The 17,225-nt window shown below is 72.2% G+C and carries 13 protein-coding genes; 3 read left to right on the top strand and 10 right to left on the bottom strand.

Going from position 1 to position 17,225, the window contains the following annotated elements; genetic code table 11:
* Nucleotides 1-181: 181 nt before the first annotated feature.
* From ACZ52C_RS32145 to ACZ52C_RS32120, 6 genes are all read right to left on the bottom strand, one after another.
* Nucleotides 182-1,042: a 3-hydroxybutyryl-CoA dehydrogenase gene (locus ACZ52C_RS32145; RefSeq protein ID WP_469078056.1), complete on the bottom strand. Its 861-nt coding sequence runs from the start codon at nucleotides 1,040-1,042 to the stop codon at nucleotides 182-184.
* A 46-nt stretch (nucleotides 1,043-1,088) separates the two neighbouring features.
* Entirely contained in the window at nucleotides 1,089-4,319 is a 3,231-nt protein-coding gene (gene icmF, locus ACZ52C_RS32140; RefSeq protein WP_469078055.1) for a fused isobutyryl-CoA mutase/GTPase IcmF, read from the bottom strand.
* Between the two features lie 132 nt (nucleotides 4,320-4,451).
* Nucleotides 4,452-5,420: a PDR/VanB family oxidoreductase gene (locus ACZ52C_RS32135; RefSeq protein ID WP_469078054.1), complete on the bottom strand. Its 969-nt coding sequence runs from the start codon at nucleotides 5,418-5,420 to the stop codon at nucleotides 4,452-4,454.
* Between the two features lie 20 nt (nucleotides 5,421-5,440).
* Nucleotides 5,441-6,631, bottom strand: a complete 1,191-nt coding sequence (locus ACZ52C_RS32130) for an acetyl-CoA C-acyltransferase (protein WP_469078053.1) — start codon at nucleotides 6,629-6,631, stop codon at nucleotides 5,441-5,443.
* 51 nt (nucleotides 6,632-6,682) lie between these two features.
* Entirely contained in the window at nucleotides 6,683-7,288 is a 606-nt protein-coding gene (locus tag ACZ52C_RS32125; RefSeq protein ID WP_469078052.1) for a histidine phosphatase family protein, read from the bottom strand.
* 112 nt (nucleotides 7,289-7,400) lie between these two features.
* Nucleotides 7,401-8,939, bottom strand: coding sequence for an AMP-binding protein (locus ACZ52C_RS32120; RefSeq protein ID WP_469078051.1), 1,539 nt, complete (start codon nucleotides 8,937-8,939; stop codon nucleotides 7,401-7,403).
* Between the two features lie 198 nt (nucleotides 8,940-9,137).
* Between ACZ52C_RS32120 and ACZ52C_RS32115 the strand changes: the two genes are divergently transcribed.
* The 3 genes from ACZ52C_RS32115 to ACZ52C_RS32105 all read left to right on the top strand — a co-directional run bounded on the left by ACZ52C_RS32115 (nucleotide 9,138) and on the right by ACZ52C_RS32105 (nucleotide 11,997).
* Nucleotides 9,138-10,376, top strand: coding sequence for an acyl-CoA dehydrogenase family protein (locus ACZ52C_RS32115; protein ID WP_469078050.1), 1,239 nt, complete (start codon nucleotides 9,138-9,140; stop codon nucleotides 10,374-10,376).
* 64 nt (nucleotides 10,377-10,440) lie between these two features.
* Nucleotides 10,441-11,205: an SDR family NAD(P)-dependent oxidoreductase gene (locus ACZ52C_RS32110; RefSeq protein WP_469078049.1), complete on the top strand. Its 765-nt coding sequence runs from the start codon at nucleotides 10,441-10,443 to the stop codon at nucleotides 11,203-11,205.
* A 3-nt stretch (nucleotides 11,206-11,208) separates the two neighbouring features.
* Complete coding sequence (locus ACZ52C_RS32105; RefSeq protein ID WP_469078048.1) at nucleotides 11,209-11,997, top strand: ThuA domain-containing protein; 789 nt, start codon at nucleotides 11,209-11,211, stop codon at nucleotides 11,995-11,997.
* Between the two features lie 87 nt (nucleotides 11,998-12,084).
* Here the strand turns inward: ACZ52C_RS32105 and ACZ52C_RS32100 are convergent, their stop codons facing one another.
* Genes ACZ52C_RS32100 through ACZ52C_RS32085 form a run of 4 tightly spaced genes read right to left on the bottom strand, consistent with a single transcriptional unit; the run spans nucleotide 12,085 to nucleotide 16,968 of the window.
* The gene (locus tag ACZ52C_RS32100; RefSeq protein WP_469078227.1) at nucleotides 12,085-13,128 is read right to left on the bottom strand and encodes an NAD(P)-dependent alcohol dehydrogenase; all 1,044 of its coding nucleotides are present in this window, start codon (nucleotides 13,126-13,128) and stop codon (nucleotides 12,085-12,087) included.
* Nucleotides 13,128-14,264 (bottom strand): ABC transporter permease, encoded by a 1,137-nt coding sequence (locus ACZ52C_RS32095; protein ID WP_469078047.1) that lies wholly within the window; start codon nucleotides 14,262-14,264, stop codon nucleotides 13,128-13,130. Before ACZ52C_RS32095 ends, ACZ52C_RS32100 begins: the two co-directional genes overlap by 1 nt.
* A gap of 53 nt (nucleotides 14,265-14,317) precedes the next feature.
* A complete protein-coding gene (locus tag ACZ52C_RS32090; protein ID WP_469078046.1) occupies nucleotides 14,318-15,808 on the bottom strand; it encodes a sugar ABC transporter ATP-binding protein in 1,491 nt (496 codons plus the stop codon).
* Nucleotides 15,809-15,825: 17 nt separating this feature from the next.
* Nucleotides 15,826-16,968 carry a sugar ABC transporter substrate-binding protein gene (locus ACZ52C_RS32085; RefSeq protein ID WP_469078045.1) on the bottom strand — a complete coding sequence of 381 codons (1,143 nt, stop codon included), beginning with the start codon at nucleotides 16,966-16,968 and terminating at the stop codon, nucleotides 15,826-15,828.
* Nucleotides 16,969-17,225 lie beyond the last annotated feature (257 nt).

Here is a 17,225-nt window from a genome sequence, read left to right as displayed (position 1 = left end):
CCGACGCGCCCGGTGCGGCGCTCGACGCGCTGCTCACCGGGCACGGCAGCTCCCGGCCGTCGGCGCCGCTTCGGGCCGGCGCATCGCGCCGAGGTTCCCGGGCGACGGGTCGGCCGCGCCGTCACAGATGCCGGTCGCTGATGCCCGTCGGGCAGTGGCGGCTGCTTCCGCCGGATCGGGTTCAGGCGTCGTACGTGTGGAAGCCGCGGCCGCTCTTGCGGCCGAGGTGGCCCGCGGCGACCATGCGGCGCAGCAGGGCGGGCGGGGCGTACAGCGGCTCCTTGAACTCCTCGTACATGGACTCCGCCACCGCCTGCGCGGTGTCGAGGCCGATGAGGTCGAGCAGGCGCAGCGGACCCATGGGGTGGGCGCAGCCGAGCTCCATGCCCTGGTCGATGTCGTCCGGGCGGGCGGCGCCCGACTCCACCATCCGTACCGCGCTGAGCAGATACGGCACGAGCAGGGCGTTGACGACGAATCCGGAGCGGTCGGGGGCCTGGACGGCCTGTCTGCCCAGTTGCCGGGCGAGGTCGTGGGTGCGGCGCAGCGTCTCCTGGTCGGTGGTCAGCGCCGGGATCAGCTCGACCAGTCGCTGTACCGGCACGGGGTTGAAGAAGTGCATGCCGATGACCTGCGCGGGCCGCTCGGTGGCGACGGCCAGATCGACGACAGGGATCGAGGAGGTGTTGGTGGCCAGGATCGCGGCGGGGTCTTCGAGCGCCTTGTCCAGGGTCCGCAGGACGTCGGTCTTGACGGCGCGGTTCTCGGCGACGGCCTCGATGACGAACTGACGGTCGGCCAGGTCGCCGAGGTCGTGGGTGTAGGACAGACGGGCGAGGGCCTCGTCCCGTTGCTGTTCGCTGAGCTTGCCGCGCCGTACGCCCCGGTCGAGGGAGGCGGTGATACGGCGGCGGCCGGCCTCGACGGCGTCGTGGCCGGCTTCGGCCACACGGACGTCGATGCCGTTGCGGGCGGCGACTTCGGCGATGCCGGAGCCCATGAGGCCGCAGCCGACGACGCCGAGACGGGTGACGGGATCCATTCGAGGTCCTCTTCGTAGAGTGGCTGCACGGGGTTGCGGGGCCGGTTCAGACGTTGCGGCGGTACTGGCCGCCGACCTCGAAGAAGGCCTCGGTGATCTGTTGGAGGGAGCAGACCCGGGCGGCGTCCATGAGGACCGCGAAGACGTTGCGGCCGCTCACCGCCGCGTCCTTCAGGGCGGTCAGGGCCGCGTGGGCCTGGTCCCGGTGGCGGGCCTGGTGGTCCCTGACACGGGCCAGCTGGGACTGCTTCTCCTGCTCGGTGGCGCGGGCCAGTTCGATGGCGCCGGGCTCGGCGGTGTCGGCGTGGGGGTTGCGGAAGGTGTTGACGCCGATGAGAGGGAGGGTGCCGTCGTGCTTGCGCTGCTCGTAGAGCATCGACTCGTCCTGGATGCGGCCGCGCTGGTAGCCGGTCTCCATGGCGCCGAGGACGCCGCCGCGCTCGCTGATCCGCTCGAACTCCTGGAGCACGGCCTCCTCGACCAGGTCGGTGAGTTCGTCGATGACGAACGAGCCCTGGAGGGGGTTCTCGTTCATGGCCAGGCCCCATTCCCGGTTGATGATCAGCTGGATCGCCAGGGCCCGGCGCACGGATTCCTCGGTGGGGGTGGTGACGGCCTCGTCGTAGGCGTTGGTGTGCAGGCTGTTGCAGTTGTCGTAGATGGCGATGAGCGCCTGGAGGGTGGTGCGGATGTCGTTGAAGTCCATCTCCTGCGCGTGCAGGGAGCGGCCCGAGGTCTGGACGTGGTACTTCAGCTTCTGGCTGCGCTCGTTCGCGCCGTACTTCTCCTTCATCGCCACCGCCCAGATACGGCGGGCCACCCGGCCCAGCACCGTGTACTCCGGATCCATGCCGTTGGAGAAGAAGAACGACAGGTTCGGGGCGAAGTCGTCGATGTGCATGCCCCGGGCCAGGTACGCCTCGACGTAGGTGAAGCCGTTGGCCAGGGTGAAGGCCAGCTGGCTGACGGGGTTCGCGCCGGCCTCGGCGATGTGGTAGCCGGAGATGGACACCGAGTAGAAGTTGCGGACCTTCTGCTCGATGAACCACTCCTGGATGTCGGCCATCATCCGCAGGGAGAACTCGGTGGAGAACAGGCAGGTGTTCTGGCCCTGGTCCTCCTTCAGGATGTCGGCCTGCACCGTGCCCCGCACGTTCGCCAGGGCGTGCGCACGCAGGCCGGCCGTCTCCTCGGGCGAGGGGTCGCGGCCCTCGGTGGCGCGGAAGTGGTCGATCCGCTGGTCGATGACGGTGTTGAGGAAGAACGCCAGGACGGTGGGCGCGGGTCCGTTGATCGTCATGGAGACCGAGGTGGTCGGCGCGACCAGGTCGAAGCCGTCGTAGAGCGCCTTCATGTCCTCCAGCGTGGCCACGGAGACGCCGGAGGTGCCGACCTTGCCGTAGACGTCGGGGCGTTCGTCCGGGTCGCGGCCGTACAGGGTGACCGAGTCGAACGCGGTGGACAGGCGGGTGGCCGGCTGGCCCTCGGAGAGCAGCTTGAAGCGACGATTGGTGCGGAACGGATCGCCCTCGCCGGCGAACATCCGCGCCGGGTCCTCGCCGTCGCGTTTGAAGGGGAACACCCCGGCGGTGAAGGGGAAGTGGCCGGGCAGGTTCTCGCGGCGCCAGAAGTTCACCAGCTCCCCGTGGTCGGTGAACCGGGGCAGCGCGACGCGCCGGACCTTGTTCCCCGACAGTGACTCGCGGGTCAGCCGGGTACGGATCTCCTTGTCCCGGACCTTCACGACCTGTTCGTCACCGGAGTACGAGGCCACGACAGCGGGCCAGTTCGTGATCCGCTCCACGATGTCGTGCGGGAGCTGCCTGCGGGCGTCGTCGAGCAGTGACCGCACGTTCCCGGCGTCGGAGCCCGCCTCGACCAGTTCGGCGCTGACCAGGTCCAGACGCTGCGCCCGCCGGGCCGCCTCGGCCAGCCGCTCGGTCTCGGCGTGGTACGCGCGGACCGTGTCCGTGACCTCGGCGAGGTAGCGCACCCGGCCGGCGGGGACCACCTGGCGGATGCCGGAGGAGTGGCGGACGTCGACCGGCGCCGTCGTGCCCTCGGACAGCGGCAGCCCCTTCTCGGCCAGCGCGGCCTTCAGATGCTGGTGGAGCGCGGTGACCCCGTCGTCGTTGAAGGTCGCCGCGGAGGTGCCGTACACCGGCATGTCCTCGGGCCGCATGCCGAACGCCTCGCGGTTGCGGACCAGTTGGCGGCCCACGTCCCGCAGCGCGTCCTTGGCGCCGCGCCGCTCGAACTTGTTGATCGCGACGACGTCGGCGAAGTCGAGCATGTCGATCTTCTCCAACTGCGAGGCGGCGCCGAACTCCGGTGTCATCACATACAGGGAGGTGTCGACGAACGGGACGATCGCCGCGTCGCCCTGTCCGATGCCCGGGGTCTCCACGATCACCAGGTCGAACCCGGCGGCCTTGACCACGTCGATCACGTCGGTGAGGTGCTCGGGCAGTTCGCGGCTGCCGCGGGTGGCCAGGCTCCGGAAGAAGACCCGGTTGCCGTCCAGGGAGTTCATGCGGATCCGGTCACCGAGCAGGGCGCCGCCGCCCCGGCGGCGGGTCGGGTCGACCGCGATCACGGCGATGCGCAGCTTGTCCTGCTGGTCGAGGCGGAAGCGGCGCACCAGTTCGTCGGTCAGCGAGGACTTCCCCGAACCGCCGGTGCCGGTGATGCCGAGCACCGGCACGGTGCGTGCCGCCGCGGCACCCCGCAGCTGCCCCAGGAGATCCGGGGGCAGCTTGCCGAGTTCGGCGCCGGTGAGGGCGCGGGCGATCGCGAACCGGTCGCCCGCGAGGACGCCGGCCGCGTCGGCCGCCCCGCTGTCCCAGAGGTCGAAGTCGCAGTCCCTGATCACCGAGTTGACCATCCCGGCCAGGCCCATGCGCTGGCCGTCCTCCGGGGAGAAGATGGTGACCCCGCTGTCGCGCAGCCGGGCGATCTCCTCGGGCACGATCACCCCGCCCCCGCCGCCCACCACCCGCACATGCTCCGCTCCGTGCCGGCGCAGCGACTCGACCAGGTACTCGAAGTACTCCACGTGCCCGCCCTGGTAGGACGAGACCGCCACACCGTGGGCATCCTCCTCCAGCGCCGCGTCCACGACCTCCCGCACCGACCGGTTGTGTCCGAGGTGGATCACCTCCGCGCCCTGGGACTGGAGGATGCGCCGCATGATGTTGATCGACGCGTCGTGACCGTCGAACAGGGCCGAAGCGGTGACCAGGCGGACGGGGTGCACAGGTCGGTGCAGGTCGCTCATGGGGGCCTTCCCGGGCGGGATGGAGGAACGCTGGCGAGAGAGATACTAGGACGTCCTAGTAAATTGCCGGAAGGGGGGATGACGTGAGCAGCGGCACAGGGGCGGTGTGCGCGGCCAACTGCCCCCGCCCGCTCACAGGTCGAGGACGAGGCGGGGCCCGCACGAGCGGGAGACGCAGATGAGCATGGTGTCGCCGGCGGCCCGCTCGTCCTCGGTGAGCAGCGAGTCGCGGTGGTCGGGATCGCCGTCGAGGACATCGGTCTCACAGGTGCCGCAGGTGCCCTCCCGGCAGGAGGAGGCCACCTCGACGCCCGCCTTCTCCACCGCTTCGAGCACCGAGCGGTCCGGCGGCACGGTGAGGGTGAGCCCGGAGCGGGCGAGTTCCACCTCGAAGGCCTGGGCGGGGCCGGCCCCCGCCGTCTCGACCGGGGCGAACCGCTCGACGCCCAGCGTCCCCGGGGGCCAGCCCTCGCACTGTTCCCGCAGGGCCCGCAGCAGGGGTTCGGGACCGCAGGCGTGCACCAGGGTTCCCGGCTCGGGCGGGCCGAGGAAGGCGGCGAGGTCCAGCAGGCCGTACTCGTCCTGGGGACGGATCAGCACACGGTCCCCGTACGGGGCGAGACGGTCCAGGAACGCCATGGAGGTGCGGGTGCGACCGCCGTACAGCAGTCGCCAGTCGGCTCCCGCGGCGTCGGCGGCCTCGACCATGGAGAGGACGGGCGTGATGCCGACACCGCCGGCGACGAACAGCTGACGTGCGGCGGGCCGCAGCGGGAAGTTGTTCCGGGGGCCGCGCACGCGGACGGTGGAGCCTTCGCGCAGGTGGTCGTGGACATGGGCGGAGCCGCCACGGCCGCGCGGCTCGCGCAGCACGGCGATCTGCCACACCTCGCGCTCTTCCGGGCGCCCGCACAGGGAGTACTGACGGATCAGGTCGCCGTCGGCACCGTCCAGGAGCACGTCGATGTGGGCGCCCGGCGTCCAGGACGGAAGTGTCCCGCCGTCCGGGCGGCGCAGGGTGAGGGAGACGACGCCGTCGGCGGCGGGGGTACGGCTCGCCACGGTGAGGACCGTCTCGGTCGGCGGCAGTTGGTCGTTCATGGTGCGTCCACTTTCGGGGTTCAGGCCTGTGCCGGCACGTGCAGCAGCAGCGCGTCGCCCTGGCCGCCGCCCCCGCACAGGGCCGCCGCTCCGCTGCCGCCGCCGCGTCGCCGCAGCTCCGCCGCGAGGGTCAGTACCAGGCGGGCGCCCGTCATGCCAACCGGATGGCCGAGCGCGATGGCACCGCCGTTGACGTTCACCTTCTCCAAGGGGATCTCCAGCTCTCGGACGGAGGCGAGGGCCACTCCGGCGAACGCCTCGTTGATCTCGAACAGATCCAGGTCGGCGGCCTTCAGGCGGCCGTCCCGGGACAGGGCGTCGAGGACCGCGCCGGCCGGCTGGACCAGCAGGGAGGGGTCGGGACCGGCGACCGTGCCGTAGGCGCCGATCTCGGCGAGCGGCGTCAGGCCCTCCCGCCGGGCGCGTTCCGCGCTCATCACGACGACCGCCGCGGCGCCGTCGGAGAGCTGGGAGGAGTTGCCCGCGGTGACGGTGCCCCCACGGGAGAACGCCGGCTTCAGACGGCCGAGGCTCTCGGCCGTGCTGTCCGGCCGTACGCCCTCGTCGGTGTCCACCACCGTCTCGCCGCGCCGTCCCGTCACCGTGAACGGGGCGATCTCCTCGCGCAGCGCGCCGGACTGCCGGGCGCGGGCGGCCCGTTGGTGGGAGAGCGCGCTGTACTCGTCCTGCTCCGCGCGGGTCAGGGCGTACGGCTGCTGGTACCGCTCGGTCGCCGCGCCCATGGAGACACCGTCGAAGGCGCAGACGAGGGCGTCGCGGTCGAGGGCGTCCTCGACCGCGGTCGCGCCGTACTTCCAGCCGGTACGCGCTCCGCGCAACAGGTGCGGGGCGCCCGACATGGACTCCATGCCGCCCGCCACGACCACCTCGTGACGGCCGGAGGCGATCATGAGGTCGGCCAGGGCGATGGCGTGCAGACCCGACAGACAGAGCTTGTTGACGGTGCTCGCGGGCACGGAGAACGGGACTCCGGCGCGGATCGCGGCCTGCCGTGCCGGATTGGGGCCGGCCCCGGCCTGGACGACATGGCCGAGGACGACGGCTTCGACCGCGGCCGGGTCCAGGCGCGCGGCGGCCAGCGCCGCGCTGATGGCGTGGGCGCCGAGGTCGACGGCGGAGACGGCGCTCAGGGCACCCATCAGTCTGCCGATGGGTGTTCTGGCGCCGGAGACGATGACGGATCCGGGCATGCCGGGGCCTCCTGGAGGAGTGGGGCGGTCGGGCCTGGGGAGCGGGGAGGGTCAGGCGACCGCGTCGACGGCACGCTCGGCGATCATGTGGGCCGTCTCGTTCACCGAGTGCGGGACGATCCGGCCGCCCGGCAACCGCCGCACCCGGCAGATCGACGTGTAGCCGGGGTGGAACCAGAACATCCTCGGCAGGCCGAGCACCGTCGCCAGATAGGTGTTGGTGATGCCGCCGTGGCACACGGCCGCGACCCGCCCGCCGGGATGGGCGTCGAGAATGGTGGCCATGGCCCGTCCCGCACGCGCGCGGAAGGCGTCCCAGTCCAGATCGGGCACGAAGTCCTCGTACCGCCCCTCGGCGAGGGCCGCCGCCCGCGGATCGTCCGAGCCGATCTGCTCCGGCGGGGTGTAGGGGTGCGAGACGTCCGTGTCCCACTCGCGCAGGTCGTCCAGCACGGTCGCGGTCATGCCGGTGAGCCGTTCCAGGGGTGCCACCGTCTCGCGGGCGCGCCGGAACGGGCTGGTGTACAGGGCGTCGATGTCCTCGGACCCGAGCCAGGCGGCGAGGCGCTCCGCCTGGGCGGCGCCCTCCGGCGACAGCCCCGGGTCGTACACGCCCGCCAGGGGGAGGCCGTGCCGGATGAGGAGGAGTTCGGTCATGGGTGGTCCTTCGTGGGAAAGGTCGGCGGGGCCGGCGCGGGGCGGGGCGGGCGGAGTCGGGCGGCGGGCGGGACGGAGGCCGTGACGCTCGAACGGTCGTCGTCGGCCCCGCTCAGCCCGCGATGGTCCGCTCGGAGTGCCAATAGGGGCGGCGCATCGCGCGTTTGTCGAGCTTGCCCATCGCGTTGCGCAGCAGCTCCGGGACGAACTCGTACGCCTTCGGGCACTTGTAGGCGGCCAGTCGTTCGCGGCAGAACCGGTCCAGGTCCTCGGCCGGCGGCTCGTCGGCGCCCGCCACGACCAGCGCCCGCAGCGACTCTCCGAAGTCCGGGTCGGGCACCCCGATGACCGCGACCTCGGCGACCGCCGGGTGCTGCCGCAGCACCTCCTCGCTCTCCGCCGGGTACAGGTTGACGCCGCCGGAGACCACGACGTCGGCCGCCCGGTCGGTGATGAAGATGTAGCCGTTGGCGTCGACGTAGCCGATGTCGCCGAGGGTGAAGACGCCGGGGGAGAGGTAGGCGGACTTCGTCTTCTCCGGGTCCGCGTGGTAGCGCACCCCTCGCTCCTCGGGTGCGCGGAAGGCGAGCAGTCCACGCTCGCCGGGCGCCAGCGGCCGCCCGTCGTCACCGGTGACCACCACCTCGAACGGGGGCTGGGCGCGTCCCACCGAGCCGGGGTGCTCCAGCCACTCGGTGCTGCTGATCCGGGCCACGGTGCCCGCCTCGCTGGCGCCGTAGGACTCCGTCAGCACCGGACCGAACCACTCGATCATGGCCCGCTTGACGTCCGGCGGACACGCGGAGCCCGTGTGGGAGACCTGAGTGAGGCTGGAGACGTCGTACCGGGCACGTACCTCGTCCGGCAGGGCGAGCAGCCGTTGGAAGTGGGTGGGCACCATGACGGTGGAGGTGACCCGCCACTTCGCGACCCGGCTCAGGAAGATCGCCGGGTCGTATCTGCCGAGTACGACCACCTGCCCGCCGGCCGCGAGGTGCCGCAGCGACGTCAGCGCCGCGTTGTGCTGGAGCGGGCCGCACACCAGGTGCGGCCCCGGCGGGAACCCGGGCCGGACGGCGATCGCGGCCAGATACGCGGCGCTGTCGGCGACCGGGCCGCTCACCCAGCGCACCTCGGTGCCACGCGCCCGGCCGGTGGTGCCCGAGGTGTAGACGAGGGGCGGCCGGGCGGGCCGGCCCGCCGGAAGGGTCCGTCCGGCGGGCGTGGCCGCCAGCCACAGGTCCCAGTCGAAGGCGTGCCCGATCGCCGTGGTTCCGTGCATCACCAGCGGCAGCCCCAGTTCCCTCGCCGCGTCCAGGGCGGCACCCGCCCCGGCGGGACCGGCGATGATGCCGGTCGCCCCCGCGTCGATGATCTGGTCCACCAGCTCACCCGGCGTCAGATGCCGGGACGTGGCCACGGTCCCCACCCCGGCGCGCAGTCCGGCCAGATGGGCCACGACCGTCGGGACGGCGTTGTCGCCCAGGACGACGACCCGGTCGTGAGGGCCTGGGGCGATCTCCAGCAGCCGCGCCGCGGCCCGCTCCACCTGGTCGGCGAGAGCGGACCAGGACAGCACTTCCCAGTCGTCCACCAGGGCGGGTTCGTCCGGGGTCTCCCGGGCGCGACGGTCGAATGGCAGCAGCGACATGGCTCCTCCGGCGACTCCTCGGTCCTCTCCCGCGTTCAGGGGAGAGGCGATGCCGAGACTGTAGCGTTTATCAAGAAAGTGCGGAACACTCTGCTCCAAGCCGACCGCATTCACGCATGCTCAAGCAGATGGTTCGGATGCCTTCCGGTCGTCGTTACTGCAACTTCCGTCTGGTAAGTGCCGTCTCAAGGAGGAGCCATGTCCCAGCCCGACACGGACACATGGCGCACAGCGGTCCGACAGTGGCTGACCACCGTCCTCGAACCGGCGCGACCGACGAGGACCGATGCCGAGGCCGCCGGCCTCGCGGTGTTCCACAACCTTCCCGAGGACGAGGAGCGCCTGCTGCTGGAGCGTTGCCGCGCCTACCAGCGCGCCCGCTTCGACGCCGGGTACCAGGCGCTGACCCTCCCTCGTGACAAGGGCGGCGCCGGCCTGACCGCCGCCCACGCGGCGGCCTTCGCCGAGGAGGAGTCGGCCTTCGACGTACCGCCGTCCACCGAACTGATCAGCGTCACGGTGCGCCTGGTCGCGATGGCCGTGTCCCTGTTCGGCACACCCGAGCAACGCCAGGAGCACGCACGCGCGTTCCTGCGTACGGACCTGCTCGCCTGCCAGCTCTTCAGCGAGCCCGGCGCCGGCTCCGACCTGGCCGCGCTGCGCACCCGGGCCCGGCGGGAAGGCGAGGAGTGGGTGATCGACGGACAGAAGGTGTGGACCTCCGGGGCGCAGTTCGCCGAGTACGGCCTGCTGCTCGCCCGCACCGATCCCGAGGTCGTCAAACAGGCGGGCATCACCGCCTTCCTGGTCCCGATGGACGCCCCCGGCGTGGAGGTGCGCCCCATCCGGCAGATGAGCGGCGGCGCCTCCTTCAACGAGGTCTTCCTCAGCGGGGTCCGCGTCCCGGACCGGCTCCGCGTCGGGCGCCCGGGCCAGGGCTGGGAGGTCGCCACCGCCACCCTCGGCTTCGAACGGACGGCCTCCGGCAGCGGCAACCGCCGCAAGGGCGGCACCTTCACCGACGTTCTCGCCCTCGCCCGCTCGCTCGGCCGCACCGACGACCCACTGGTCCGTCAGCACCTCGCCGACCTGTACGTCCGTACCGAACTGCGCGCCGCCACGGTGGACCGTGTCGCCCGCGCGAGCGCCTCCGGCGGCCGGCCCGGCCCCGAGGCGTCGCTCACCAAGCTGATGGCCTCCGACCTGCTCACCCGCACCGGGCAGGTCGCCGCCGAACTCATGGGCGCCCGGATCAGCGCCGACACGGGAGAGTCGGGCACGTTCGCCTGGACCGAGCACCTGCTCGGCGCCCCGGGCTACCGGCTCGCCGGAGGCACCGACCAGATCCAGCGCAACCTCATCGGCGAGCGCGTACTGAAGCTTCCGCCGGAACCGCGCGTGGACCGGGTGCCGTTCTCGCAACTCCCCGGCAACTGAGACCCCTTGGGCCTTCGGCCCGTCCGGCAAGCACACGTTCGGCAATCACAGAGGAGTGACATCGATGGATCTGGGACTGACAGGCGCGAAGGCGCTGGTGACAGGCGCGAGCCGGGGCATCGGCCGGGCGATCGCCGGCACCCTGGCGGCCGAGGGCTGCGCGCTGGCGCTGTGCGCCCGGGGCGAGGAGGCGCTCGCCAAGGCCGCGGCCGAACTGCGCGGCGAGGGAGCGACGCTGTTCGCCGAGCCGGTCGACGTCACCGACCCGGCCGCGCTCACGGGCTTCGTGGAGCGCGCGGCCGGTGAACTGGGCGGCCTGGACCTGCTGGTGTCCAACGTGTCGGCGGGCAACGTCAAGGGCCCCGACGCGTGGGAGGCGAGCCTGCGCGGCGACCTGATCCCGTTCGCGAGACTGGTCGAGGCGGCCCTGCCCCACCTGGAGGCCTCGGAGCGGGCCGCAGTGGTCGCCATCGGCACCACCAACGCCTCCGACACCGCCCGCCCCGCCGGCGCCAACTCCTACTCCGCGCTGAAGGCCGCCGTCGTCCAGCACGCCTCAGCCCTCGCGCACGCCCTCGCGCCGAAGGGCATCCGCGTCAACACCGTCTCACCCGGCCCGATCGACTTCCCAGGCGGCGCCTGGGAGACCATCCGCACCAGCCGGCCGGAGGTGTACGAGGAGGTCCTCGCCAAGCTGCCGATCGGCCGCTACGGCACGGCGGAGGACGTGGCCGCCGCCGTGGCGTTCCTGCTCGGGCGGACCGGCTCCTTCTGCGTCGGCGTCAACCTCGTGGTGGACGGCGGGCTGCTGACCCGCGTCCAGTACTGAGCCGTGGCGGGCCCGGCCGGCCGGCTGGACGCCGTACTGGTGTGCGGCGGGAGATGGCACGACGTCGACTACGCGCGGCTGCGGCTGCTGGAACTGCTCGGTGAGCATCCGCGGGTGCGTACGTCGGTCTTCCAGGACTACGACTGTGCCGCCGCGCTGGAGGCGGCCGATCTGCTGGTGACCTACACCTGTGACGTCCGGCCCCGCCCGGCCCAGCGGGAGGCGCTGGCACGGTTCGTCGAAAGGGGCGGGCGCTGGCTCGCCCTGCACGGCACCAACGCGGTGATCGACCCGCCCGCCCACGGCGGACCACGGGTCTTCACCACCCCCCGGCTCCTCGGCGACCTGGCGGCCGTGCTCGGCAGCCAGTTCCTCGCCCATCCGCCGATCGAGCCCTACGAGGTGCGGGTGACCCGGCCCGGCCATCCGCTGGTCGCCGGAATCGAACCGTTCACGGTCAGCGACGAGCTGTACGTGTGCGAGCTGCACGGGGAGCTGGAGGTGCTGCTGCACGCCGAGTTCACGGGACCGTGCCGGGGTTTCGCCGAGGGCGACACGGCGGCTCAGGACGACGCGCCGAGGCCGGTGCTGTATCTCAAGCGGCATGGTCTCGGCGAGGTCTGCTACTTCACCCTCGGCCACTGCCGGGGCCGCCACGACATGCAGGACCTCGGCGTGGCGGACACCGGGCGGGTGGACCGGGGACCGTGGGAGACACCGGAGTTCATGACGGTGCTGCGGCGCTGTGTAGGACGGGTGGTGGTGGGGGCGGAGAGCCCGGTGAGCGACTGATCGCGACGACGAGGGGGCGGTGGGGGAAGTCGCCCCCGCCGCCCCTACCCGTCCGGCAACGCCCCGAGACCGGTGGCCCACCCCCGCTCAGCCGTGCGGCAGCACCACCGCGCGGCCGTTGATCCCACCCGCGTGCAGGCGCTCGTACGCGACCGGTGTCTCCTCCAGGGAGAAGGTCTCCACATGGGCGGAGACGAGCCCCTGACGCGCCAGCTCGACGACCTCCATCAGCTCCACGCGGCTGCCCCAGTAGGGGAACGTCGCGGACACCTCGAACGGCAGACCGCCGCCGAAGCCGACCGCCAGCGTGCCCCCGCCGAGGCCGACGATGGTCACATCGCCCTCCACCGCCACCGACGCGGCGGCGACGGCCAGCGTGGCCGCCGCTCCCACGAAGTCCAGCACCACCTCCGCTCCCACCCCGCCGGTGAGCTCCCGGATCCGTCCGGCCGCCGCGTCGTCGGAGAGCAGCGCCTCATGCGCGCCGACGGTCGTCGCCAGCTCCAGCTTCTCCTTGCTCACGTCGAGGGCCACCACCCGGGCCGGCGTCAGCGCGCGCAGCAGCTGCACGGCCAGATGGCCGAGCCCCCCGACGCCGATCACGACCGCCGTACTGCCCGGCACCAGCTTGGGCAGCGACTTCGCGATCGCGTGGTACGGCGTCAGCCCGGCGTCGGTGAGCGGTGCCGCCTGCACCGGGTCGAGCCCGTTCAGCGGCACCAGATGGCGGGGCGAGTCCACCAGCATGTACTCGGCCAGGGCGCCGGGTCGGCCGAGCCCGGGCGGCACGATGCCGAGCCCGGCGGCGTGCGGACAGCAGTTCTCCTTGCCCTGCCCGCACGTGCGGCAGCGACCGCAGCCCCACGGCCCGTACACCGCCACCGCGTCACCCTCCGTCAGCCCCTCGACCCCGCTGCCCACCGCCGCGACGGTGCCGGCCCCCTCATGGCCGAGCGTCATCGGCAGCGCGTACGGGAACTGCTCCTCGGGCCAGCCCATGACCGCGAGGTCGGAGTGGCACAGCCCTGCCGCCGTCACCTTCAACAGCACCTGACCCGGGCCGGGTTCGGGCACCGGGACCTCGACGACCTCGGGCGCCTGTCCCACCTTCCGGTACTGCACAGCCTTCATCATTCCTCGTTCTCCTTACTGGGGGCAGGCGCTGCGGCGCCCTCCGTGGGAGCCTCGGGGGCGACACCCGAGGGCGTCCCCGTCCGGCGCCGCAGGACGGCCGGCAGGGTGATCCGGCCACCCGTCAGGACCAGCGCGACGATGAGGACCGAGCCGGTGAACAGGCTGGCGGCCCACGGCGCGCTGGTGGCGAGTCCGAGTCCGGTGACGCCGGTACCGAGCAGCAGGACGGCGAGCACCGTCCCCCAGGCGTTGAAGCGTCCGGCGCGCAGCTGCGTCGCCCCGACGAAGGCCGCGGCGTAGGCCGACAGCAGATACGGGGTGCCCGCGGTCGGCGATCCCGATCCGACGGACGACGCGAAGACGACGCCGGCCGCGCCGGAGAGCAGCGCGGAGGTCACCAGGGTCAGGAACCGCAGCCGGTCGGTGCGCACCCCCTGCAGCCGTGCAGCGTCGGCGTTGAAGCCGGTCGCGTACAACCGGCGCCCGGTGGCGGTGTGTTCCAGCAGGAACCAGATGGCCACGGCGGCGAGCAGCAGATACAGCACCGGCAGCGTGATACCGCCCGCGTCCAGCTGGGCGATGCTCGCGAACGGCTCGGCCAGCAGTTGTACGCCGGTGATGGAGCTGTCGTTGGTGACCATGGTGATCAGCGACTGGATCAGCGCGCCGGTCGCCAGGGTGGCGATGAACGAGTCGACACGCAGCACCACGACGACGATGCCGTTGACGACCCCGATCAGCAGTGCGGCGGTCATCGCCAGGGCGATCGAGGCGGCGGGGCCGAGTCCGGCGGTGACCAGGAAGTAGGCGGTCAGCACGCTGGTGAGCGACATGGTGTACGCGACCGAGAGGTCGAAGACCCGGGCGGCCAGCGGCGGAACGACGCTGAGGGCCACCAGCCCGGCCACGGCGTTGCCGTTGAGCACCTGCTTGACCGTGGTGGCGGTCGGGAACGTCTCCGGTGCCCAGACGGAGAAGAGCACGGCGATGACCAGCCACACGTACACGGCGCCGATGTTCCGGAACGACAGGGCGGCCGCTACCCGCCGGACCGGTGCGGCCGGGACGAGCCCGGCGGGCCGGTGCGGCGCGGGCGGCCTGAGCGCCGCCGGCCGGGTCGGGATGGATGTCATGTCGCTCGGTTCCTTCCAGGACTCATGTCACTCGCTTCCTTCCGAGGCTCATGTCACTCGGTCCCTTCCATGGCGTGCACCAGCGCCGGCTCGGTGATGTCGCGACCGCCGAGTTCCCGTACGATCCGGCCCTCCCGCACCACCAGGACACGCGTGCACAGCGCCAGCAGGTCCTGGGTGTCGGAGGAGGAGACGATGACGCCCATGCCCTCGCTCGCCTGACGCTCTATCAGGTCGTACAGCTGCAGACGGGTGGCGATGTCGACGCCCGCCGTGGGTTCGCACAGCGCCAGCACCGGCGGGCGCTGTGCCAGACAGCGGGCCATGACGACCTTCTGCTGGTTGCCGCCGCTGAGCGTGGTGATGCGGGCCCCGCGGCCCGCCGTGCGCACCCCGACCCGCTCGATCCAGTCCTCGGCGAGGGCCGACTCGCGGCGCCGGTGCAGCCGTCCGCCCCGGGCGCGGAGCCGCCGCAGGAGGGGGAGCGTGAGGTTCTCGCCGACCGAGAAGTCGCCGATCACCCCCTCGGCCGTCCGGTCGGCGGGGACCAGGGGCAGGCCCAGCCCACCGGCGCGGCGCGCGTCGGTCCAGCGTTCGGAGCGCTCCGGCAGCCGCAGCCTGCCGCTCACCCGTCCGGCGTGGGCGCCGCACACCGCGTACGGCACGATCTCGTGGCCGGAGCCGACCAGCCCGGTGATGCCCAGCCGTTCACCCCCGGCGAGGTCGAAGCCGATGCCCCGCAGGGGGCCGGCCCACAGGTCGCGGACCTCCAGTACGGCCGCGTCGGTGCCGGGCCGGGGAGCCGGGTGGTGGTCGGTCTCCGTCTCCTCGCCCGCCATCAGCTCCGCCAGCGAGCGCGGGGTGAGTTCGTCGACCCGGCGCGTGGCGATCCGGCGCCCGCCGCGGATCACGCTGACCCGGTCGGCGAGCGCGAAGATCTCGTCCATCCGGTGCGAGACGTACAGCACGCCGGCGCCGGCGTCACGGATCTCCCGCACGATGTCGAAGAGCCTGGCCACCTCACCGGGCGGCAGTACGGCGGTGGGTTCGTCGAGCACCAGGACCCCGCGGCGGCCCTCCCAGCCCTGGAGCGCGGCGGCGATGGCCACCACCGCGCGCTGCACGGGGGTGGCCGCCGTCAGGGGTCGGCGTACGTCGATGCCGAGGCCGAACCGTTCGACCAGCGCGGTCGTGCGCCGCTCCATCTCCGGCCAGCGGATGTTGCCGAGGGCCGTGCGGGCGAAGCCACGGCTGAGCGCGAGGTTGTCGATGGCGCTCAACTCGCCCACCAGCCCCAGCTCCTGGTGGACGAAGCGGAGCCGGTCGTGCCGGGAGGCGGTGACCTGCCCGAGGTCGAACGGCTCGCCGTCGAGTTCGGCGACCGCTCCCGGCTCCGCGTGGTGGTACCCGGCGAGGATCTTGATGAGGGTGGACTTGCCGGAGCCGTTGGGGCCGATCAGGGCATGGATCTCGCCCTGCGCGACCTCCAGGTCGACGTCCTTCAGGGCCTGGGTGCCGCCGAATCTCTTCGACAGGGCGGACACCCGGAGCACCGGCCCGGTCAACTCAGGCCCCACAGCGCCTTGAACTGCGCCTGGTAGTCCTCGACGATCGGGAAGTCGCCGTCGGCCGAGGGCAGGTTGTCCTTGGTGACGAGCATGTTGGGCAGCTTCGCCTTCTGGTCCACGTCCATGGGCTGGCCGGTGAAGTGCCGGGCCAGCGCGTCGACCTGGAGCCAGGCCGTCTCGTGCGAGTTCAGCGCCATCGCGCCGTCGGTGAGACCGCTCTGGATGTACTGGTAGTTCTGCGCGTCACCGACGTTGACGACGATGTGCTTGCCGGTGAGGCCGGCGGTCTTCAGCGCGGCCGGAACGCCCACGTTGAGCAGGCCGAGGGAGAAGACGACATGGGTCACCTTCGGGTGCGACCGGAGGTAGGACACCACGCGGTCGGGCATGTCCTTGCCCACCGCGGTGATCGGCACATCGACCTGGTCCAGAGGGCAACCGTCGCACCACTTCTCGTACTTGGTGGCGAAGGAGTCCTTGACGGGCTTGAGGATCGTGTAGGCCGGGAGATCGAAGTAGACGGTGTTCGCCTTGGCGCCGCTGTTCGACACCACCCACGAGGCGAGCATCTCGCCCTGGACGGCGACGTCGTCCGGGCCGTTACTGAGCAGGGAGATGCCGTCGCCGAGCAGGTCGTCGGCGTTCGACTGGAGGACGGGGATCTCGGCGGCCTTCAGCCGGGCCAGCTGCTTGGCGTAGACGGCGCGCGGGAAACCGGAGGCGATCACGGCGTCCGGCTTGTCGCGCAGGGCCTGCTCGTAGGCGGCCTGGACGGACTCCGGCGTCCCCTGGGTGGCGATCTGCTTCACCTTCCAGCCCAGCTCCTCGGCGGCCTCGGTGAAGAAGTCGGCGAGGTCCTTGCAGGACTGGACGCCGCACAGGATGAAGTCGATCTCCTTGCCCTTGGGGATCTTCTTGCCGACGGGCTCGGTGACGGGGATCGTGGCCGGGCGCTCGGAGAACTTCTTCAGCGCCGCGCGGGCCGCCGTCAGGCCGGGCGAGTCGGGTGCCGCCGCCTGTGAGCTGCCGGCGGCCGGAGTGGAGTCGGTACCGCAGGCCGCCAGGCCCAGCAGGGCGGTGACGGACACGAGCGCGGTGAGGGCGCGGCGGACCGCGCGACCGGGTGTGGAACTCATCGTCGAGTACTCCCGTGGTGTGGCGCCTGCGCTGCCGCGGTCCGCGTCGCTCCGCGAACGCGGCAGTCGGCTTCGGTCAGGCGGATCCCTGTGCCGCCCGGGACGGGACGGCGCGGATGGGGGCTTGAGGGGAAGCGGGCTGCGTCGGTCGCCGGCGTGGGGCACGGCGCGGGCCGTCGGGTGATCCCGCGGCGTTGTGCCCGGGACGAGCGAAAGCCGACCCGGACGAGAAACTTATGAGGCACTACAGCCTCAAG

This window comes from Streptomyces sp. NPDC034049, assembly GCF_055575575.1.
The sequence above is the reverse complement of the archived record's forward strand: the minus strand, read 5'-3'. Positions and strand labels throughout refer to the sequence as shown.

Coding starts and splice junctions, on each gene's coding strand:
- ACZ52C_RS32145 (WP_469078056.1), bottom strand. CDS start 1,042: ATGGATCCCGTCACCCGTCTCGGCGTCGTCGGCTGCGGCCTCATGGGC.
- ACZ52C_RS32130 (WP_469078053.1), bottom strand. CDS start 6,631: ATGCCCGGATCCGTCATCGTCTCCGGCGCCAGAACACCCATCGGCAGA.
- ACZ52C_RS32095 (WP_469078047.1), bottom strand. CDS start 14,264: ATGACATCCATCCCGACCCGGCCGGCGGCGCTCAGGCCGCCCGCGCCG.
- ACZ52C_RS32115 (WP_469078050.1), top strand. CDS start 9,138: ATGTCCCAGCCCGACACGGACACATGGCGCACAGCGGTCCGACAGTGG.
- ACZ52C_RS32085 (WP_469078045.1), bottom strand. CDS start 16,968: ATGAGTTCCACACCCGGTCGCGCGGTCCGCCGCGCCCTCACCGCGCTC.
- ACZ52C_RS32100 (WP_469078227.1), bottom strand. CDS start 13,128: ATGAAGGCTGTGCAGTACCGGAAGGTGGGACAGGCGCCCGAGGTCGTC.
- icmF (WP_469078055.1), bottom strand. CDS start 4,319: ATGAGCGACCTGCACCGACCTGTGCACCCCGTCCGCCTGGTCACCGCT.
- ACZ52C_RS32110 (WP_469078049.1), top strand. CDS start 10,441: ATGGATCTGGGACTGACAGGCGCGAAGGCGCTGGTGACAGGCGCGAGC.
- ACZ52C_RS32125 (WP_469078052.1), bottom strand. CDS start 7,288: ATGACCGAACTCCTCCTCATCCGGCACGGCCTCCCCCTGGCGGGCGTG.
- ACZ52C_RS32135 (WP_469078054.1), bottom strand. CDS start 5,420: ATGAACGACCAACTGCCGCCGACCGAGACGGTCCTCACCGTGGCGAGC.
- ACZ52C_RS32120 (WP_469078051.1), bottom strand. CDS start 8,939: ATGTCGCTGCTGCCATTCGACCGTCGCGCCCGGGAGACCCCGGACGAA.